The following is a 17911-nucleotide window of genomic DNA, read 5'->3' as shown; positions in this document are numbered from 1 at the left end:
CCAATGCTCACACCGGCCTTGAGTCAAAAACAGACCTTCGGGAGATGTTCGATTCTGGCGCAAGCGCATGCTCGGTACGTGTTTGATGCGTCCGCGGAGATCGGATCAGCCGGAATGCGCGTCAAGAGCGGTCTCCTTTCCCGTCGTCGCCTGTGTGTGTACCGAAAACCTTATCCGAGTTGATGAGGTGACGGAATCGCCTATTCTGGAAGAATGATCGGGCTGCTCTGTTTCGTACTGGCCGTCCTGGGCTTCGCCCTTCAGTCGAAGTTGCGGCTTGAAGCGGAGAACGCGGTGCTCCGACATCAATTGATTGTCTTGAGGCGGAAGCTGCATGGTCGCGTTCGGCTCACGAACGATGATCGCTGGTTCTTGATCCAGCTGTATCGCTGGTTTCCATCAATCCTGCAGGCTCTCACCATCATCCGGCCCGAGACGCTGGTGCGGTAGCACCGGGCTGGCTTTCGCTGCTACTGGCGTTGGAAGTCGCGTCCGGTGGGAGGGTGGCCACAAATCCAGGCGGAGCTGCGCGCATTGATCCGGCGGATGGGCATCAACAATCCACTGTGGGGTGCGCCGCGCATTCATGGCGAACTGCTCAAGCTCGGGTTTGAGGTCGCGCAGTCGAGCGTCGCCAAGTACATGGTCAAACGGCGAGTGCCGCCAAGCCAGGGATGGCGCACCTTCCTACATAATCATGCTCCAGATATCGTGGACTTCTTCGTCGTCCCGACGATCGGTTTCGATCTCCTCTATGCCTTCGTCATGGTTCGGCTAGACCGCAGAGATCTTGTCTGGGTCAACGTCACCGCACATCCAACCGCCGAATGGGTCGCGCGTCAAATAACCGAGGCATTCCCCTGGAACGAGGCTCCGGGCTACATGATCCGAGACCGGGATTGCATCTACGGTGCGGTCGTCACACGCCGACTGCGTGCCATGGGCATTCGAGACAAGCCGACCGCACCGGCCTCACCCTGGCAGAACGGCTTTGTCGAACGGCTGATCGGATCGATCCGGCGTGAATGTGTGGACCACATCATTGTCTTGGGCGAGATGCATTTGCGTCGGGTCCTAAAATCCTACGCGGACTATTACAATCGCGTCAGAACGCACCAATCCTTGAATAAGGACGCGCCGGTCACTCGCCCGATTCAGCGAATCGGAAGCATCAAATCACACGCCATCCTCGGCGGCCTTCACCACCACTACACTCGAGCTTAAGTTTTCGGTACACACAGGGCAATGACGCTCAAAGAACCTCCATGTATGGTGGCAATACCTCAAACCGAATATCCCGGACGATGGTGGGGGCAGCTAAAGTGATGAGGAATTGTCAGCCCGAGGCGCGCGTTTGCCTCTGAGCCTCAGTCTCATAAAACGGCAAACACTTTCGTTGACGATTTCAAAGATTGTCAGTGGATGCATAAGGCGCGAGCAACGCGGATCAGTGCCGAATCTCCCGCCGTCGCGCAATTGCCGCTGCCGTATATCGACCATGTTTGAATGCATTCTGATTGCCCTTCGGCGCGCCCAGTGAGGCACCATCGTGCATTCGGCACCCACCGTTTGCCATCGCCGGAGACTGGCACGGTTTCTTGCTCCGGGTTCTCGCTCCGCAACGTTTGGCCCGGTGCATTCCGCTTTCGGGGCATAGCGGACATGGCCGGACTTCCTGCTGGCTCGACCCGGTCGCGAATGACCCTGAACGGACATGATCAGGCCAACGCAGCTATTGGATCTGTCGCAGAACCTCAAATTAACGTCTGCCTTCTAACGTCTGCTCTTCAGATTTTTAGTGAAGTCCGCTGGTCAAAATCCTCTCTTGATGTTGCCACGCAGCGAAGACATTATCCAAGTCTCGTCGGATCCGATTTGATCGGGTGGCTCGGCCGGGCGCCTATCCCCGAAAACCCCTCAGCGCATAGCGATCTATCTACTCAAGGCCGACGGGCATGGCCAGTCGCTCGCTGGTCACATGGTTCTCTAAACAGATTGGGCAACCACAGGTTATCACGGCTCAGTCCTTTAAGCGAGCTTGCCCGCATCAAGCGCTCCGACGTTATGTCTCTGTCCCGCGGGGCATGAGAAGGACGCCTGCGATGACCGAAGAACGATGCGCCAAGGGGCGTGAAAGTAATCATCCCCCCGCCGGAGCCAACCAAACCCGGCCTATCCACCGCGCAGTCGGGCGGCAAGATCTGAGGACACGCATCCTAAGGCGCGGGGTTCGTGCCGTGTGCGGTCCGTCGACGACCATTCCGACGAGTGCGGCCGCTAACATCCCGTTGTTCAGTGCGAGTCTGCGGTTCGCGTGGCTCAGAGTGCTTGGTGCGGCTGGGATCAGGAATTTTGTGACGAGAAGCGGGCTTGGCTTCGATTTTGTCTGTCACGTTGGCGACCTCAGTGAACATCCATTCTATCATCGGCGAGCCTACGAAAGCGAGCTGGCATTGTGCGCCGCCTGGTTGCATGATGACAACGAGCCCATAATGTTTGATATCGGGGCGAATGTCGGGTTCGTGTCGACCCAACTGGCCCAGATGCTGGCCGCGCGGTCGCCGACGATTTATGCGTTCGAACCGGTGCCGACGACGTTCGCCAAACTTGTGCAATCCGTGTACAGCCTCGGTTTGAATGACCGGGTTCACCCCATAGCAGCCGCCGTCCTTGATGATCCGCGCCAGGTGCGCCTCAGTTATTCCCTGAGAAACTCCCTCTATGCCCAGATCACGCCGGGTGGACTCAACCAGCGAGTGGGCGACCACCTCGCATACGCGCCCAGTGTTACGCTAGATGCGTTCTGTTCGCTGGAAGATGTTCGTCCGGCGCTTCTGAAGATCGACGTCGAGGGCAGCGAAGTGGCCGTCTTACGTGGCGCACCACGGCTGCTCTCGAGGAGTGACAAACCTGCTATTCTCCTAGAATACAACCCGGTCACGCTTTCGGAATGCGGTACTAATGGACGCTTCTTGGGCGAGCTGCTTTCGGGCTATGCGCTCCACTACGTCGATGATCTTGAGGGACAAATGATGCCTCTTGGCAGCCCGGTGTCCTGCATCGATGAGATTACATGGATCTGCAATCTGTTCGCGGTTCCAGAAGGCTCGTCGGCCCGTTGGGCATCCGCGTTAAAGCACGCTGTGCACCGCCTTGGACGGTGAGAGCGACCGGATCCTGCCGTTCCGGAGATGCCGCAATTAACCTACGCCTGATCGGCCGGCCGAACGAGAAACCGTGCGGCGCGGGCGAGCCGGCAGCGGCCGTCATCCCCAGCGCGGTGTGATGCTCTCGTCGTGCGTCAGTTCCGTTTACGTCGGCGAAGCTGAAAGAGGCGATGTGAGTTCATCTGATGTCAATCTGCCCGCTGATAAGAGCAGCGCAGGGCGGCGAGGGCGGTCTTTGGCGCACTTGTGGGTGCTCGGCTTGCTGCTGATTTCCGCTCCTGGCTGTGTGCAGCGAAAACCAGCTACACCCGAACGTAGCGGTGGTGAAGACCGCCGAGGATGGTGTGTGATTTGATACTTCCGGTCCGCTGAATCGGGCGAACAAGCGGCGCGTCTTTGTCCAACGACCGGTGCGTTCTTACGTCATTGTAATAACAAGCGTAAGATCGCAAAATTCGGCGTAGATGCGTCTCATCAAAAACGATGATGTGATCCAAGCACTCGCGGCGGATCGATCCGATCAACCGTTCGGCAAAGCCATTCTGCCGCGGCGAGGCTGGTGCAATCGGCCTGTCGCGGATGCCGATGGCGCGCAATCGCCGCGTAACGAGGCTGCCATAGATGCGATCGCGATCGCGAATGAGGTATTTTGGGGCCTCATCCAAGGAAAGGCCTCGGTGATCTGACGCGCAACCCATTCCGCCGTCGGATTCTTTGTGATGTTGATCCAGACTAAGCCTCTGCGGTCCAGTCGGACGATGACGAATGCGTAGCCAGGTCGAAACCGATCGTCGGAACCACGAACAGGTCCATGGCGGCGATATCCGGCGCGTGGTTATGCAAGAAGGTCTGCCATCCCTGGCTTGGTGGGCCTCGGCGCTTGACCATGTACTTGGCAACGCTCGATTGCGCGACCTCGAACCCAAGCTTGAGCAGTTCGCCATGAATACGCGGTGCGCCCCAAAGCGAATTATCGATGCTCATTCGCCGGATCAGCGCGCGCAGTTCGGTGTCGATCGGCGGCCGCCCTCCCGGTGGGCACGACTTCCAACGCCAATAGCGGCGAAAGCCGGCCCGGTGCTACCGCACCAGCGTCTCGGGCCGGATGATGGTGAGAGCCTGCAGGATTGATGGAAACCAGCGATACAGCTGGATCAAGAACCAGCGATCATCGTTCGTGAGCCGGACGCGACCATGCAGCTTCCGCCTCAAGACAATCAATTGATGTCGGAGCACCGCGTTCTCCGCTTCAAGCCGCAACTTCGACTGAAGGGCGAAGCCAGGACGGCCAGTACGAAACACAGCAGCCCGATCATCCCGCCAGCTTAGGCGATTCCAATACGTCATCAACACGGATAAGGTTTTCGGTACACACAACCATGACAGAGCGCCAGTTGAGAGACCGAGAAGTCGAGATCGTGCGCTATCGCCTGTTGGAGCGGGAAGTCACAGACCCGCTTGCCACGTGTCTGCTTCACGCCATTATCGAAGAACTCGAAGCTGATCTGAAGGGATCGGGACATCGGTCAGAGACCTTGAGGTCAACCGACAAGCTGCCGGCAACCCCATCACAATGTTGATCTCGCGCTCCAGTATCTTGGATACGATGATCGAAATGTGCGGCCCGAAGCGATCTATCCGCCACGCGCATCACGATCTTGAGCACGTCGTCCGGCAACGGCCGCTGCAAAGTCTTCGCCTCATCCCACGGCGACCACATCCAGACTGTCACGCATGGGTCTTTAGGGTGTATCGACTCAACGACCTTCGGAGCGGTCGAAGCAAACAGCGGCCGAGTCCTCAAGAGCAAGCACCAAGCCAACCCCGCTAGTTTTACTTGAGACCGCTCAGTTTCCGCATGTAGTAGCCTTGCCTCTGAACGGCCCGCCAAATCTCTTCGCTGACACTGGCGACGCGTTTCCTACGCCTGCGCCACCTGCCTGATGCACCGCCGGGAGGGATTGGAAATCCCCTGCGAACGACAAGCAAATCGCGCCTGCCGTTTAGATAGACATCGAACATCGCGGTTCTCCCCAGCCGACGCCAGCATATCGCCGCAGATCAGAAAGGAGCGTTGCGCGAATACAACAGCAATGCAGTTTTTTCCGCTGCTACCACTTGCCGGGTCCCCGACCCAAGGATGATGGATTCCGAATGCGGTAGGCTGGCACCGATGACTTGGCGACCACAGGTGAGTGACTGCAAATGTCCCTGCTTTTCCATCGTGCCGTCGAGCACATGGAAATATGGAGCGCCAGCAGCGACGGCTATTCATTCGTAATCAGCTTCGAAAATCTCACCGGCCCTGGCTTTCGCGGAAGTCCCGGCTATGTCGCGTCATGGCGTCCGTTTGAACAGAGCCGTGGCGCGATCAGGGTCATTGGCTCTCCCTTCAAAACTTTTGCCGAGGCCGAGGCCGCCTGCACAATCATGCTAAGTTATCTAACCAGCGAAAATTGACGCGCAGCCCCTTCCGGCACAGAACAAGCGCCGAGCGCATGCTTAATCCTGGTGCTTTCCCGCTCGAACAACGCCGGCCAGTTGGGGTCATAGTCGGAGACAACAATCGATCCAGCTCCGTATTTCTCCATGCTCCCTCCCAAGAGACGGCAACCCGTCTCCTAGACCAACCGTTATCGTCGGCTGACCGCTTGTAAAATACCTCAAGTTGAAATCATAATAGGGGACTTTGGCGCATCATCCAATCCCCTCAGCGCTGAGCGAGCCCTCTTCGGAGGGCTTTTGATTAGGTGAGTTATGGCCAGTCCTTCGAGAACCTGCTTTGTGGTAGGTCCTATCGGAAAACGCGGAAGCAAGGAGCGCATTCACGCCGACGCCCTGTTCAACAAGATCATCAAGCCAGCCTTTGCGTCGATCAAGAAGAACTTATACGTTGTGCGCGCTGATCACATCTCAACGCCGGGGATGATCGACTCACAAATCGTCACCCACCTCATTGAGGCGAGGCTTGTTATCGCAAACCTGACCACACGGAATCCGAACGCCTTCTACGAACTAGGCATCCGTCACATGGTGAACCGGCCGGTGATACACATGGCGCGGCGAGAAAATCCCTGCGGATGTTTCACTCTTCCGGGCTGTGGAGATCTCCTATTCGAGCGCTGTCGCAATCGGCAAGTCTAGGGTTGAGCTTGCCAAGGCGATCAAAGCAACCTTTCTGTCGGGCTTCGCAGTAGAGAATCCCGTTACACAACCTAAGGGGTTTCAAAGGCTTCTCAATCCGCCGCCGCCAAAGGCGACAAAGCCAAAGCGAACTCCGCCGCCGAAGGCGACAGGGTCAACACCTCCGCCGCCTGAGCCTGCCCCAGAGCCTATCGAAAAACACCAACGGCCACCCCGCGTCGAGGGCGCCGTCAATCTCGTTTGGAAAGTTCGGCCCAAGGGTATCTGGGAAGCTCGCTGGCAAGTCCCATCCGACCTCATCGAGCGAGGATTTAAGATCAAGAGCGTCAGGCTGTGGTCAGGGACGGCGCCTTTTCTCACCCCCGAGGAGAGCGAGTTCATGCGCGACACAACACTTCAACTCCAAGAGGAGGCAACAAAATGGTTGAAAGAGTAGTCATCGTGAGCACCAAGCAATGATGAGCACGATCGGCACGGCGGCGCCAATCGCCCACAGCCCATCAGCACTAATGCTTGCACCCCAGAAACTCACCTTCAGCTTGTCGGACATGATTCCCTCCGTGGTGGAAGGAGTTCATCAGCGTCAGTCATCGTCTGGCAAATTTTAGCCGCAAGCTGTTGAATTTGCTTGTGCTCGCCTTAGCGAGCAGCTAGCGCAAGTGGCTATCTATCCGTTTAAATATTGGTTTAGCTCGGGTTTTCGTGCGCGGCAATTCGAGAAAAATTGGGGCGTCCCAACTCTCACTCGCTTGGATTTCCTCTCAAAGATGTGTTGGCCCTTCTGAGACATGCGCGTTCGGCCGAATGTCCGGTTTAAGCAAAGACCGAGCGACAACTGGCGCAACGCGGCGACCCAACCTTGTCGCCCTTTGCATGCCAACCGAGCCTACGCCGTCGCCAGCCGCAGCCGGGAGCTGGAGCGTGTACTCATCTTTCGAGAGTTATAGAACGATCCTGCTCACGAAAACGGTCGACACCGCTGTGCGTCAATCCTCCACGTCAACCGGCAAGCACGCGGCCGCGATGGCTGCAATGTGCCGATGGTCGGTTCCGCAGCAACCTCCAATAATCCGCATCGCAGGAAAGGCCGTCCTCAATCTCCGATAACGAAGGCCGAGGTCTTGCGGATCGCCGTCGTCCAGCGTCTCGGACTCGTCGAGTTCGGCGTGACTTCGTGTCGAGGCATTGGCTCTGATGCCGTAGATACGCTTGGTCCATCCAGCTCTGCTGTCGAGCGCCTGCTCGAAGTGCGAGGGATGCGCACAGTTGATCATGAAATATTCTGCCACTCCGTTCGTCTCATGGTCGACCGTTTCGATCGCCTGCTGCAATGTCTCCCCTCTCGGCAGGCGCCCGTTCGTCTCCACTGTGAACGAAATCGCGCACGGAATTTTCTGTCTTTCGGCTGCACGGACAATTCCGATAGCCTCATCAATATTCGTGAGCGTGAAGGCCGACACCATGTCGGCCTCGCTATCAACGAACGACGCGATTTGCTCGTTATGATAGGCTTCCGCCTCGTCGGCATCCATGATCCCGGCCTTGTAGCCGTCGCCACGTGGACCGATCACTCCGTTGATGACGCAAGGCATCTGCGAGGAATCGCAACTCGCTTCCCAGGTGGCACGCAGGTCCGCGAGAAAAGAGATTGAATCCTTGTTGATCGCATCCAGCGCCGCGGCATCGTAACCAAGCTTTTGCGCCCAGTCAGGATTGGCCCGCCACGTTGGACCGCTGAGCACGAATCCGACATCATGACGCCGCGCGATGTCTAGATAGGACTCATAGTATTTTTTGAGACGCTCGCGCCCCGCTTCGGAATCAAGCAGTGTAAACGCCGCAAAGTGCGGCAGATCGACCCCCTCGTGAAAGATCAGCTCTGTAACCTGTCCGCCATCGGTGAGAAAAGTGCCGCCATGGCGGTGCGGCAGATCATGACGATATTTAGGCATTGATTTCCTTAAGAGCGCATTTTTCGCAGCAACCCCAGCATCTGCCTAAAATCTCATAGAGCAGAGGCAATGTTTGTCGCAAATCACCATGAAATGACGGAATCGACACGCGCATGTGAAATGTCGGTCTGCCATCCCGCCGTGTCACCATGCTTGCGGCGAGCGCAGAACGTTCCCCGACTGGCCCACGCCATCGCGCCGCTCTGAGAGGTACAGCAGATATCCGCGCCCTGGTCTGCGGCCGGATTTATGAGTACACGCCCTAGATTTCGCGCCGGAACGCGGGGGGCTCCCGGTTCTTGACCTTGAGCCAATCGCAGGTTCGCGGAAGGCAGCGTCGCTCCCGGTGCGTCGACACCGCGCCTCCGAGACCATCTTGCAGACTGCCCCGAACAGTTTCGGCCCGATCTCGCCCCGCTCAAACGTCGCGGCGAAGATGCCATCCTTGGTGTCCCTTCTCGTCGGCAGCTTGCGATCAGTCATTCTTTCTCGCCCCCGCACGAAGTCGGCTACCAAGGACTTGGCCCAGCGACGCTCGGCTATGGCTTCGGCAGTGAAATACCCATCCTTATACTTGCCGTTAGCTCCTCCTTTCGGTGCCCCAGGGCTGAGCCCCCCGTGTAGACGACAGCGCATACGACCGCGGATGGCCGGGCACTGGCAGGGCTGACCCGCGCGATTGCCCGCCCCGCAGCCGCGGGCGGCCCGGAGCTTTTTCAGACGGCTTGTAACTGTTTGGTTCATGGGGTTGTTCAGCGGTTGCGGCCACGGGCAGCAGCTCGTAGAGCAGATGGATGTATGCCACGCCGCGGAACAGTGCCGCCAAGCAGTTGAGTTTCGAACAGGTCGGCCATAGATCATCCTCCGATCAGATTTCTGCCGAAGGTTTATTCTTCGGTAGTCGTTCCGATCTACACACCCTTTGGTCAGTGGTCGGCGGATGAAGATCATCAAGAGACTACCGGGCTTGCCCGTCGAGCGCGCGCTAGGCGTCTTTTCAGGACGCTGGAAGGCGGCCATCCTTTCTGTGTTGCTGGACGGCCCGCAACGCACATGCGAGCTGGAAAAGCGCATTGCCGGCATCTCGCAGAAGGTGTTGATTGGGTAGCTGCGAGCGATTGAGGAACATGGAACGGTGAGCCGGCAGCCCAGCGCCGACGATCGTCAGGGGTCGAATACCTGCTCACCCCGCGCGGGGAAAGCCTGGGGCCCGTGTTGGATTCCCTCCTGGAATGGGGAGCTCATCACGCCAGGAGCTCGATAGGCTTCTGCCATGCGATGCTGTTGTTCGCGATCATCCGACCTGACGCCTATCGGCTATCGCTGCAGGCGCACCAGCGCGGTCTCGAACTACCTCGCGCAGGCGCCGTCGCCCACGACGAGACATCGCACGTGCCGTCGACGCATGTGCCGTCGACCCTGGCCGCTGCTCACCAGTTCGCATCCAATCCAAGCAGCCCCAGAATGTTGCTCCGTAACTCCGCCAGCTTGGGATCGCCGCGGTGCCTGGGGAAGGGACGATCGACCGTCATGTCTGCCTTGATGCGCGCGGGGCGGTCGCTGAATACGATGACGCGGTTGGCCATGAAGACCGCCTCTTCAACGTCGTGCGTCACCATCAGCGTGGTGAAGCCGCTGCGCTGCCAGAGCGCGGCGATTTCCGCCTGCATGGAGATGCGTGTCAGCGAATCGAGCTTGCCGAGCGGCTCATCCAGAATAAGTATCCTGGGGTTGTTCACCAGCGCTCGTGCCAGCGCGACCCGCTGGGCCATTCCTCCCGAAAGCTGATGCGGGTAGGCGTTGCGAAACGCAGAAAGCCCGACGAGGTCGAGCGCCGCATCGACGCGGGGGCGTTGGCTCTTTAAGACACCCTGGGCTTCGAGCCCGAGCGCAACATTTTTCCAGACGGTTCGCCACGGAAACAGCGTCGGATCCTGAAACACCACCACCCGCGACGGGAACGGCCCTTTGATCGGACGACCATCTTCGAACAACGCGCCCAATCGCGGTGGTTCAAGCCCGGCCACCAGACGCAGCAAGGTCGACTTTCCGCATCCCGAGGGACCGAGCAGCGCGACGAATTCGCCCGGTCTTACGTTGAAGCTAACGTCATTCAGTACCGGCAGCGCGGCGCCATCGATGTCAAAGGCGTGGCTGACGCCCTCGACATTCAGCGACGCGCCGACGGCAGCCGGCCGATCAGTTTCAGCGATAGCAACCGCTACCATTTGACGACGCCTTTCTGCCAGACCAGCAGCCGGTCGCGCGTCCTGAACAGCAGGGTGATCGCGCCGGAGCACAACAACGACATGACGATCAGCGCCGCATACATGTTTGCGTAAGCTGCCCAGCCCTGCGCCCATTGCAAATACCACCCGAGCCCGGCCTTGACGCCCATCATTTCGGCAACGACCAGAACGGCAAAGGACGATCCAAGACCCATAAACAGGCCTACGAACACGTGCGGCAGCGCCGCCGGAATTGCGACCTTGAGCACCAGGAAGGAAGGCTTCGCCCCCAATGTTCGCGCGACATCGTAATAGGCATTGCTGACGCTTGCGACGCCCGACCAGGTCAGCACAGTGACCGGAAACCCGGTGGCCAGTGCGATCAGGAACGTGCTCGCGCTCCAGCTCGACGGAAACGTGAACAAGGCAAATGGCAGCCATGCCGTTGCGGGCAGCGGCCCGATGAAGCGCAGGGCAGGATGTACCCAATAGCCGACGGCGCGCGACCATCCAATCAATACGCCGGTGAGAAAGCCGATCGCGGCCCCGAGCGCATAGCCGACAAGCTGAAGCTTCACCGATGCAACGGTGCTGGCCAGAAGCTTCGGCCAGTCGTCGGTGTAGACTTCGACGATGGCTTGCGGCGGCGGAAAGAACGGCAATGGCAGCCATGCGAACTTAGCAGTCGCGATTTCCCATATGGTCAGGAACAGCCCGAACGCCAGCAGCCATGGCGCCCGCGACTGCAAGCCGCCGCCAAATCGGCCAAACAGAGTTGCGGTGAGAATGCTACCAGCGAACACGAATGACGCGATCGCCACCTCATGGGTCCGCGACCAATCGCCGAGGTCTTGCCACAGCAGGCAGGAGAGTCCGAAGCCGGTCCACGCCAGGCCTGCCAGCGCACCCGACGCATTTTTCGCAACCGATATCGGAAACGACAGCGAATGGCTCGCGGGGGCGGCTTTCTCTCCGGCAGATCGCGCCAGTGCCGGCGTCTTAGACCTTGTCGAATACGTCGACATAAATCCGCTCGGCGAATTTCGCGGTATCCGTGCCCGGCTTGAAGACCGAGACGCGTTTTAGATCGTCCGCATCGGTCTTGCCCATAGCGATGCACTCCAGAAGCTGGTCGGTCGGTGAGCTCATATTGATGCACATGCGGTGGTCGCGTCTTTCGGCATCTTCGATCAACTGGTCACGTCGACGACCACGCGGTTGGCGAGCTTTTGGGGATCCGTACTCTGCTTGATGATCGACGCCCGTTTGAGGTCGCTCGTGATCTTGACGACTTCCCGACGCAACGCATCGCCGGCAGGATGGTGTCCATGCGTGTGGCTGCGCAGCATCGCCGCAAGGTCTGCGACCGGAACTTTCGGTGTGTATGGTGCGAAGACCTCAGCGGCGTCATCGGGGTTGGTGGCGACATGGACGGCCGCATCGTGGATGGCATTCGTCAAGGCGGCGACAGTCGCGGGATCTTTTGCCCACAGAGAAGCACGGACACCCATCGTGCAGCAGGACAGGTTGGCGTAGTCGCCGGAGAGATTCGAGGCGATCTCCACCAGCTCGCCGTTGCTGCGATGCTGTATCAGCCACGCTGTCGGATCGGCGTCGGCGATCGCCTGGACTTCTCCGCGCTTTAGCGCGATCGGCAGCAGGTCCGCCGGAAACTCGCGCCATAGAACGTCGGTTTCCGGGTTGATGCCATTGTCAGACAGCAAGATCGCGAAGAAATTGCGGGGCGAGCCGGAAATGCTGGACACGCCGATCGTCCGGCCTTTGAGTTTCGTGATATCGGTGATGCCCGATGTCTTGCCGGCGAACAGGCGCGTGCAGCCGCCGTGCAGGCCGGTTGTGAGCTTCACATCGATGCCCTGCTCAAGCGGCTTGAGCCAATTCAGCAGCATGCTCGAACCGGCGTCGGCTTTGTCCGTCGCAAGCGCCTGCAGCATCTGGTCGGTCTCGCCGGCGACCTGAATAAATTCGACATCCAGGTTATGCTTACCAAAATACCCGTGGTGCAAGGCGACCGGCACCGCCGCAGTGCAGATCCCGGTGCCATTGTAGACAAAGCGAATGTGTCGTGGCGGCCCCTTGGGATCCGCGTAAGTGCTCTCGGATGCTCGGCAGATCGGAATGTCGCCGATGCCGTTTGCGGCGGCTGTCGATCCAAAGCCGGGGAACGCGTTCGCCTTCAACACAGCAAACGGAGCGGCGGCGCCCAGCACTCCTGCGAAGCCGACAAACTTGCGTCGCGACAGCGGCGCGAGCCGACTGCGATCGGGCGATGCCGGTCTTGAGGATGCCGGGTTCGGAGGGTTGTTCATTCCTTGCTCCTGAATCATCGAGAACGTCCGGGTTGAGAGTGTGCAGTGGATGCGCATAGTGGTGCAAGATCATGCCGCAATGTCGACTTTCACGTTGCCGTGCCTGCAACGTTGCCGGGTGTGAAGCGGCGCTCGATCGCATCGATCGTGAAAGCAAGCGCCAACTCCATCACGGAGACGGCAGGACGCCGAAGCCGTCTGCTGAATCGGGAAGCTGTACTGGCCGTAGATGATCAGCGACCGGGTTCGGCCTCTGTTACCCCGCTTTGAGTTTGCATGAGACCCGCATCGACACGACGCAACAGCGCTGTAACCCGACGCGACCTCGGTGACGATCAGGCAGAAGATGTGCGCTCTCGGCTTATTGAAACAGTATCAAGATTGATCATTCCAACTGCACCATGCCCTGTTGCGCCGGCCCGGACGCACGATGTCGTGATCAAACGCCACGACGATCGCGTGTTCGATGGCTGTGCACAGAGGACGGCAGCATCAAGCTGTCGCCGCGCATCGACCGGTACCGGTTGGCGTCAAGAAAGCGCGTCAAAACGTGCGGCCCTCACCACGGCTTCAGTGCGGCGCTGCGTGGTCGGCATTTGGACAGACGGCTCGGCTTGAGCTTGCAATCGCCGGAGGAACGACCCGCGCCGCGCGAGACGGAGTGAACGCTCGAAAAGCGATGTCCGCCTTGGGCCAAGTTCGAAAGTTTCAAGTTCGACAGTCTGCAGCCGGTCTGCGTCGCTTCCGCTTGCTATAGACTCACGATCGCGCGCTTCTGCAAGATTTGATTGTGCGGACCGTTGAAAGAGTTCGGATTGGGTGTTCTCTCGAAGCCTCAAATCACAGTGTCAAAGGATCCTGGCGACGATGCGGAGTGCTGACCTTCTCAAGACGCCCGAGTTGAATTACGAACAGTGGCGGGATCTGTTGCGCCCGAACTTTGGGCTGTACACGGTAGACGATCCCAAAGTCTTTGCCGGCAGAGTTCGCTCCCGGAGCATCTTCGGACTTAATGCGTCGGAAATCAGCAACAATATTCGCCATTGCGAACGGACACACCATTGCGAACGGACGCAAAGGGATATTCGTCTTGATGGCGTTGATCACTGCTATGCCGTATTTCAGGTTGATGGACGATCAACGATCATTCAAAATGATCAGGCTGTAGAGCTGGCGGTGGGAGATGTCGCATTCATAGATTCGACCCGCCCAGTGACGTATGTTAATGATGGCCACGAAGAGTGGCTTTCTCTGCAGTTGCCTCGACAGTCTCTGATCTCCGCCCTTGGATACGAGCCACCCGGCGGCCTTCGTGGCCACTCTGGAACGCGTGCATCACGCCTGCTGTTCCAACTCGTTCTGGACGCTGTCGACGACGACCAACCTCTGCCAACGTCGGCTGCCAACCATATGCAGTTGGCGGTTTATGATCTACTCGGAGCAGTATTCGCGCCGCTGGACCCAGCACCAGGCTCCCTTCATTCGGATCGGTTGTTTAAGCGCATCTGCGATGTCATCAAGGATCGCTTTGTCGACCCAGATTTCGGTCCGCGTGAGATTGCTGCCGAGGTCGGTATTTCGCTACGTTACCTTCAAAAACTGTTCACGAACCGCGGTTGTACCTGCAGCGGCTTCATTCAATCGGTGCGCCTGGATCAAGCTGCGCGTGCTATTAAGCGCCGCGAGTCGACGAAGTCGGGCCAGGTTCTGAGCACGATAGCCTACGCTTGCGGGTATCGCGATTACGCTAATTTCGCGCGTGCATTCCGCCAACGGTTCGGTCACGCACCTTGCGTTCATGTGCAGGGCGATGACGTCAACCTGGTGCGTGGCGCAAGGCACGAAAGGGCGCGTTAGGCCCATGACGCCGCCCGCTCAGTGGCCTAGCTTTGATGGCACGGTGCCGACGGCTGCGTCGCGAGATTTGTCGTCAGCGTGAACCACCGGCAGATTCCATTCTGCTCAGTTCACTTTCCCGTGCGCATCATTTGTCTAGGGGTAGCAATGCAAAACATCGTTGGACTGGTGGCGTTGATCGCCATCGCCGCGTTATTGGCCCGGTCTGGTTTCCGCACTTGGCGCGTCAAAAACCGCATCGTCAAATGGGGCGGCGCAGGTCTGTTGGCGCTGCTGTCCGTCGCGGTGTTGTCCGCCGGCGCGCTCACGTCGCTCGGGATGATCAAGCAGCACAGCCGCTCGGCGCCCATCCCGGACATCAAGGTGGCGGCTACGCCGGAACTCATTGCGCGTGGCAAGGACATCGCCGACGGTCTGTGTGGCGCCTGCCATTCACACACCGGCACGCTCACCGGCGGCTACGATCTCGCCGTCGAGCTCCAGGTTCCAATTGGGTCCTTTGTCGCTGCAAATCTTACTCCGGCCGGGCCATTGAGGCACTGGTCCGATGGCGAGATCTTCCGCGCCATTCGCAACGGCGTGGACGCGGAGGGCCGGTGGCTGACAATGATGTCCTACGTCAGGGCCGGCCGACTGAGCGACGACGATATCAAGGCTGTGATCGCGTATATTCGTAGTGTACCGGCGGCAGGAAATCCGACGCCGGATCCGCCCGATCACATGAATATGCTCGGCCTTGCCATGCTCGGTGCTGGCATGCTCCCAAGCGGCAAGCCGATCATCACCGGGCATATCTCAGGGCCGTTGAAAGGGCCGACCTTTGAACTTGGCGAATACATCCTGGCGTATCAGGACTGCCGTGAGTGTCACGGCGAGAACCTGACCGGCGGCGTGCCCGGGCAGTTGGCGCCGCTCGGACCCGACCTGAATCTCGTCAAGGACTGGACGCTGGCTGGCTTCATTGCAGCTATGCGCACCGGCATCGATCCCAACGGCCATGAGATCAGCGAAAAAATGCCGTGGCGTTCGGTCGGAAAAATGGATGATGACGAGCTGGCCGCGATCTATCAGTATCTGACGCATATGCCCAACTCTTAATGCCGGTTGTATTTGCGAGCATCAGTACCCTGGAGCCGGCGACGGAGTCGTCGGCGCGCAATCGCGCGGCGCGGCGCATTCATAAAACGCGTGCTCGGCCTGCAGTCATTGCATCGCGTCCGCGAGCGATCGGTCAGCCAGCGTATCAAGCCGTGGAACAGCGGTCGCAGGTCCAACGTCGGATCCTCTGTCCCGTCGCACATCAATGGGTCGCCTGCTAGCTGTGTGTACCGAAAACCTTGTCCGAGTTGAAGCCGTGATGGAATCGCCTAAGCTGGCGGAATGATCTGGCTGCTCTGTTTCGTTCTGGCCGTCCTGGCCTCGCTATTCAGGTCGAGGTTGCGGCTTGAAGCTGAGAACGCGGTGCTTCGACATCAGCTGATTGTCTTGAGGCGGAGGCTGCATGGTCGCGTCCGGCTGACGAACCATGACCGCTGGTTCTTCATCCAGCTGTATCGCTGGTTTCCGTCAATCCTGCAGGTTCTCACGATCATTCGGCCCGAGACGCTCGTGCGATGGCGTCGGGCCGGCTTTCGCCGCTATTGGCGTTGGAAGTCGTGCCCACCGGGAGGGCGGCCGCCGATCGACACCGAGCTGCGCGGATTGATCCTGCAGATGAGCATCGAAAATCCGCTTTGGGGCGCGCCGCGCATCCATGGCGAACTGCTCAAGCTCGGGGTTGAGGTCACGCAATCGAGCGTTGCCAAGTACATGGTGAAACGACGAGGGTCACCCAGCCAGGGATGGCGAACCTTCTTGCGCAGCCACGCGCCGGACATTGCCGCCATGGACTTGTTCGTTGTTCCCACCATCGGCTTCGACCTGCTCTATGCATTCGTCATCGTCCGACTGGACCGCAGAAACCTGGCCTGGATCAACGTCACAAAGAATCCGACCGCGGAATGGGTTGCACGTCAGATCACGGAAGCCTTTCCCTGGGATCAGGCCCCAAAATACCTCATTCGCGATCGTGACCGTATCTATGGCAGCCTCGTTACGCGGCGATTGCGCGCCATGGGCATCCGCGACAAGCCTGTTGCACCAGCCTCGCCGTGGCAGAATGGCTTTGCCGAACGGTTGATCGGATCGATCCGCCGCGAGTGTTTGGACCACATCATTGTCCTGGGCGAGATGCATCTGCGTCAGATTCTGCGATCTTACGCACGCTATTACAACGACATCCGAACGCACCGGTCGTTGGATAAAGACGCGCCGGTCTCTCGTCCCGTTCAACGGATAGGAAGCATTAAATCGCATGCCATCCTTTGGCAGGCTTCATCACCACTACGTTCGGGTGTAGCTGTTTTCAGTACACAGCGGCCACAAGCGTCCTCAAGAGCGTGCCTTTGGTGCCTTTGCTGTAGATCGCGTCCTCGGCGACCTCGACGCGCCGGGCGAAGAACGGACGTGATCCCGCCGATACGTAGCTGGAAGTTTTCCGATTGCGGCCTATGACAGGCGTTCAAGGAGAAGATCTGCGAGAAATGTTCTCATGAGATGCCACGCCTAGCGCACGTCACGTTTTCACCAGACCTATACGACAATGCGCTGCTCGGGTTCAGCGCGTTGGAAGACGCCGGCGCAATGCTTCGAACAGTTCGGCCCGGCGACGCTCGTAAAGCGCCCAAGGATCGGCGCCGAACTGCGTCACATCCTCAAACCAGCTCTCGAAAACCGGCCCCGTCACAAAGTCTACGATGACCTGCCGGTATTCTCGGCCGAAGGACTCGAGAAGGATATCGCCGCCACGACAACGTTCGTCCAGTTCGGCGAAGCTCACGAGACCGCGCTGCAGATCGTCGCGCATCGCAAGGATTGACGTCGCCTCCGCCTTGTGCGCCCATGCGCCGGCCTCGACGAGGCCGAACCAAAGCATAGCAATAACCGTCTCAACTGTTCGGTCGCCCTCCGGTCGCCCACGCCCGATCCCGGCTTGGAAGGCCTCTTCGGCGACGTCGATCTTGAAGACGCGCCCCGTCGGCCCCTCGCGCACCTGTCGGATTTCCTCCGGCAACTGCCGCGCGACGATAGCGAGCGCGACGAGCACGAATGTCGCAAAGGCCGCGAAGGCAATCGTCATACCTGGCTCGGTACTGAATGTGCGCGGCACGAGAAATATCGCACCACCGGCGAAA

18 protein-coding genes and 1 other annotated feature are annotated in these 17911 nt (G+C 59.1%); of the genes, 8 read left to right on the top strand and 10 right to left on the bottom strand.

Annotated features, from left to right (window positions below; genetic code table 11):
• Positions 1-213: 213 nt before the first annotated feature.
• A complete protein-coding gene (locus tag J6497_RS30825) occupies positions 214-450 on the top strand; it encodes a hypothetical protein (RefSeq protein ID WP_225708004.1) in 237 nt (78 codons plus the stop codon).
• Positions 451-495: 45 nt separating this feature from the next.
• Positions 496-1224 carry an integrase core domain-containing protein gene (locus J6497_RS41670; protein WP_225708003.1) on the top strand — a complete coding sequence of 243 codons (729 nt, stop codon included), beginning with the start codon at positions 496-498 and terminating at the stop codon, positions 1222-1224.
• Between the two features lie 223 nt (positions 1225-1447).
• On the opposite strand, the gene J6497_RS41360 is transcribed toward J6497_RS41670, so the two are convergent.
• A complete protein-coding gene (locus J6497_RS41360) occupies positions 1448-1639 on the bottom strand; it encodes an HGGxSTG domain-containing protein (RefSeq protein WP_283845389.1) in 192 nt (63 codons plus the stop codon).
• 224 nt (positions 1640-1863) lie between these two features.
• Positions 1864-1915 (top strand) — a sequence feature (sul1 is cis-regulatory element that is thought to sense ions involved in sulfur or methionine metabolism; They are found in Alphaproteobacteria).
• A gap of 577 nt (positions 1916-2492) precedes the next feature.
• Between J6497_RS41360 and J6497_RS30815 the strand changes: the two genes are divergently transcribed.
• Positions 2493-3164, top strand: a complete 672-nt coding sequence (locus J6497_RS30815) for an FkbM family methyltransferase (protein WP_225708002.1) — start codon at positions 2493-2495, stop codon at positions 3162-3164.
• A gap of 305 nt (positions 3165-3469) precedes the next feature.
• On the opposite strand, the gene J6497_RS30810 is transcribed toward J6497_RS30815, so the two are convergent.
• Together J6497_RS30810 and J6497_RS30805 are read right to left on the bottom strand one after the other, a co-directional pair.
• Complete coding sequence (locus tag J6497_RS30810) at positions 3470-3832, bottom strand: integrase core domain-containing protein (protein ID WP_225708001.1); 363 nt, start codon at positions 3830-3832, stop codon at positions 3470-3472.
• Positions 3833-3899: 67 nt separating this feature from the next.
• Positions 3900-4151, bottom strand: coding sequence for a hypothetical protein (locus tag J6497_RS30805; RefSeq protein WP_225708000.1), 252 nt, complete (start codon positions 4149-4151; stop codon positions 3900-3902).
• 1221 nt (positions 4152-5372) lie between these two features.
• On the opposite strand from J6497_RS30805, the gene J6497_RS30795 reads away from it, so the two are divergent.
• Positions 5373-5627, top strand: coding sequence for a hypothetical protein (locus tag J6497_RS30795; protein ID WP_225707999.1), 255 nt, complete (start codon positions 5373-5375; stop codon positions 5625-5627).
• 1670 nt (positions 5628-7297) lie between these two features.
• On the opposite strand, the gene J6497_RS30790 is transcribed toward J6497_RS30795, so the two are convergent.
• On the bottom strand, positions 7298-8263 hold the full coding sequence (locus J6497_RS30790) for a homocysteine S-methyltransferase family protein (RefSeq protein ID WP_225707998.1): 966 nt from the start codon (positions 8261-8263) through the stop codon (positions 7298-7300).
• Between the two features lie 144 nt (positions 8264-8407).
• A complete protein-coding gene (locus J6497_RS41355) occupies positions 8408-9007 on the bottom strand; it encodes an HGGxSTG domain-containing protein (RefSeq protein WP_283845385.1) in 600 nt (199 codons plus the stop codon).
• A gap of 196 nt (positions 9008-9203) precedes the next feature.
• On the opposite strand from J6497_RS41355, the gene J6497_RS30785 reads away from it, so the two are divergent.
• Entirely contained in the window at positions 9204-9371 is a 168-nt protein-coding gene (locus tag J6497_RS30785; protein ID WP_225707997.1) for a winged helix-turn-helix transcriptional regulator, read from the top strand.
• A 322-nt stretch (positions 9372-9693) separates the two neighbouring features.
• Here J6497_RS30785 and J6497_RS30780 read toward each other — a convergent pair whose 3' ends face one another.
• From J6497_RS30780 to J6497_RS30765, 4 genes are read right to left on the bottom strand one after another with little or no spacing between them, the layout of a single operon-like run.
• Complete coding sequence (locus J6497_RS30780) at positions 9694-10491, bottom strand: ABC transporter ATP-binding protein (protein WP_225708040.1); 798 nt, start codon at positions 10489-10491, stop codon at positions 9694-9696.
• Complete coding sequence (locus J6497_RS30775; RefSeq protein WP_225707996.1) at positions 10485-11516, bottom strand: ABC transporter permease; 1032 nt, start codon at positions 11514-11516, stop codon at positions 10485-10487. The genes J6497_RS30780 and J6497_RS30775 overlap by 7 nt, the downstream gene beginning before the upstream one ends.
• Entirely contained in the window at positions 11491-11640 is a 150-nt protein-coding gene (locus tag J6497_RS30770; protein ID WP_225707995.1) for a hypothetical protein, read from the bottom strand. The genes J6497_RS30775 and J6497_RS30770 overlap by 26 nt, the downstream gene beginning before the upstream one ends.
• Before the next feature lie 41 nt (positions 11641-11681).
• Complete coding sequence (locus J6497_RS30765) at positions 11682-12530, bottom strand: ABC transporter substrate-binding protein (protein WP_376708294.1); 849 nt, start codon at positions 12528-12530, stop codon at positions 11682-11684.
• Positions 12531-13721: 1191 nt separating this feature from the next.
• On the opposite strand from J6497_RS30765, the gene J6497_RS30760 reads away from it, so the two are divergent.
• From J6497_RS30760 to J6497_RS30750, 3 genes are all read left to right on the top strand, one after another.
• Positions 13722-14678, top strand: a complete 957-nt coding sequence (locus J6497_RS30760; RefSeq protein WP_225707993.1) for a helix-turn-helix domain-containing protein — start codon at positions 13722-13724, stop codon at positions 14676-14678.
• 147 nt (positions 14679-14825) lie between these two features.
• Positions 14826-15776: a c-type cytochrome gene (locus tag J6497_RS30755; RefSeq protein ID WP_225707992.1), complete on the top strand. Its 951-nt coding sequence runs from the start codon at positions 14826-14828 to the stop codon at positions 15774-15776.
• A 282-nt stretch (positions 15777-16058) separates the two neighbouring features.
• On the top strand, positions 16059-17231 hold the full coding sequence (locus J6497_RS30750; RefSeq protein WP_225707991.1) for an integrase core domain-containing protein: 1173 nt from the start codon (positions 16059-16061) through the stop codon (positions 17229-17231).
• Positions 17232-17334: 103 nt separating this feature from the next.
• Here J6497_RS30750 and J6497_RS30745 read toward each other — a convergent pair.
• On the bottom strand, positions 17335-17911 hold a 577-nt coding region (locus J6497_RS30745), incomplete at its 5' end, for a hypothetical protein (RefSeq protein ID WP_225707990.1).

This window comes from Bradyrhizobium cenepequi (genome assembly GCF_020329485.1).
In the GTDB taxonomy this organism is placed as follows: domain Bacteria; phylum Pseudomonadota; class Alphaproteobacteria; order Rhizobiales; family Xanthobacteraceae; genus Bradyrhizobium; species Bradyrhizobium cenepequi.
Note: the sequence above shows the minus strand (reverse complement) of the source record. Positions and strands in the feature narration are given on the sequence as shown.

Bases quoted from the DNA above. Each gene is read 5' to 3' on its own strand.
- J6497_RS41355 (WP_283845385.1), bottom strand. From the start codon at position 9,007: ATGAACCAAACAGTTACAAGCCGTCTGAAAAAGCTCCGGGCCGCCCGC.
- J6497_RS30790 (WP_225707998.1), bottom strand. From the start codon at position 8,263: ATGCCTAAATATCGTCATGATCTGCCGCACCGCCATGGCGGCACTTTT.
- J6497_RS30805 (WP_225708000.1), bottom strand. From the start codon at position 4,151: ATGAGCATCGATAATTCGCTTTGGGGCGCACCGCGTATTCATGGCGAA.
- J6497_RS30780 (WP_225708040.1), bottom strand. From the start codon at position 10,491: ATGGTAGCGGTTGCTATCGCTGAAACTGATCGGCCGGCTGCCGTCGGC.
- J6497_RS30750 (WP_225707991.1), top strand. From the start codon at position 16,059: ATGATCTGGCTGCTCTGTTTCGTTCTGGCCGTCCTGGCCTCGCTATTC.
- J6497_RS30785 (WP_225707997.1), top strand. From the start codon at position 9,204: ATGAAGATCATCAAGAGACTACCGGGCTTGCCCGTCGAGCGCGCGCTA.
- J6497_RS41360 (WP_283845389.1), bottom strand. From the start codon at position 1,639: ATGCACCGGGCCAAACGTTGCGGAGCGAGAACCCGGAGCAAGAAACCG.
- J6497_RS30815 (WP_225708002.1), top strand. From the start codon at position 2,493: ATGTTTGATATCGGGGCGAATGTCGGGTTCGTGTCGACCCAACTGGCC.
- J6497_RS30775 (WP_225707996.1), bottom strand. From the start codon at position 11,516: ATGTCGACGTATTCGACAAGGTCTAAGACGCCGGCACTGGCGCGATCT.
- J6497_RS30825 (WP_225708004.1), top strand. From the start codon at position 214: ATGATCGGGCTGCTCTGTTTCGTACTGGCCGTCCTGGGCTTCGCCCTT.
- J6497_RS30770 (WP_225707995.1), bottom strand. From the start codon at position 11,640: ATGAGCTCACCGACCGACCAGCTTCTGGAGTGCATCGCTATGGGCAAG.
- J6497_RS30795 (WP_225707999.1), top strand. From the start codon at position 5,373: ATGTCCCTGCTTTTCCATCGTGCCGTCGAGCACATGGAAATATGGAGC.
- J6497_RS30755 (WP_225707992.1), top strand. From the start codon at position 14,826: ATGCAAAACATCGTTGGACTGGTGGCGTTGATCGCCATCGCCGCGTTA.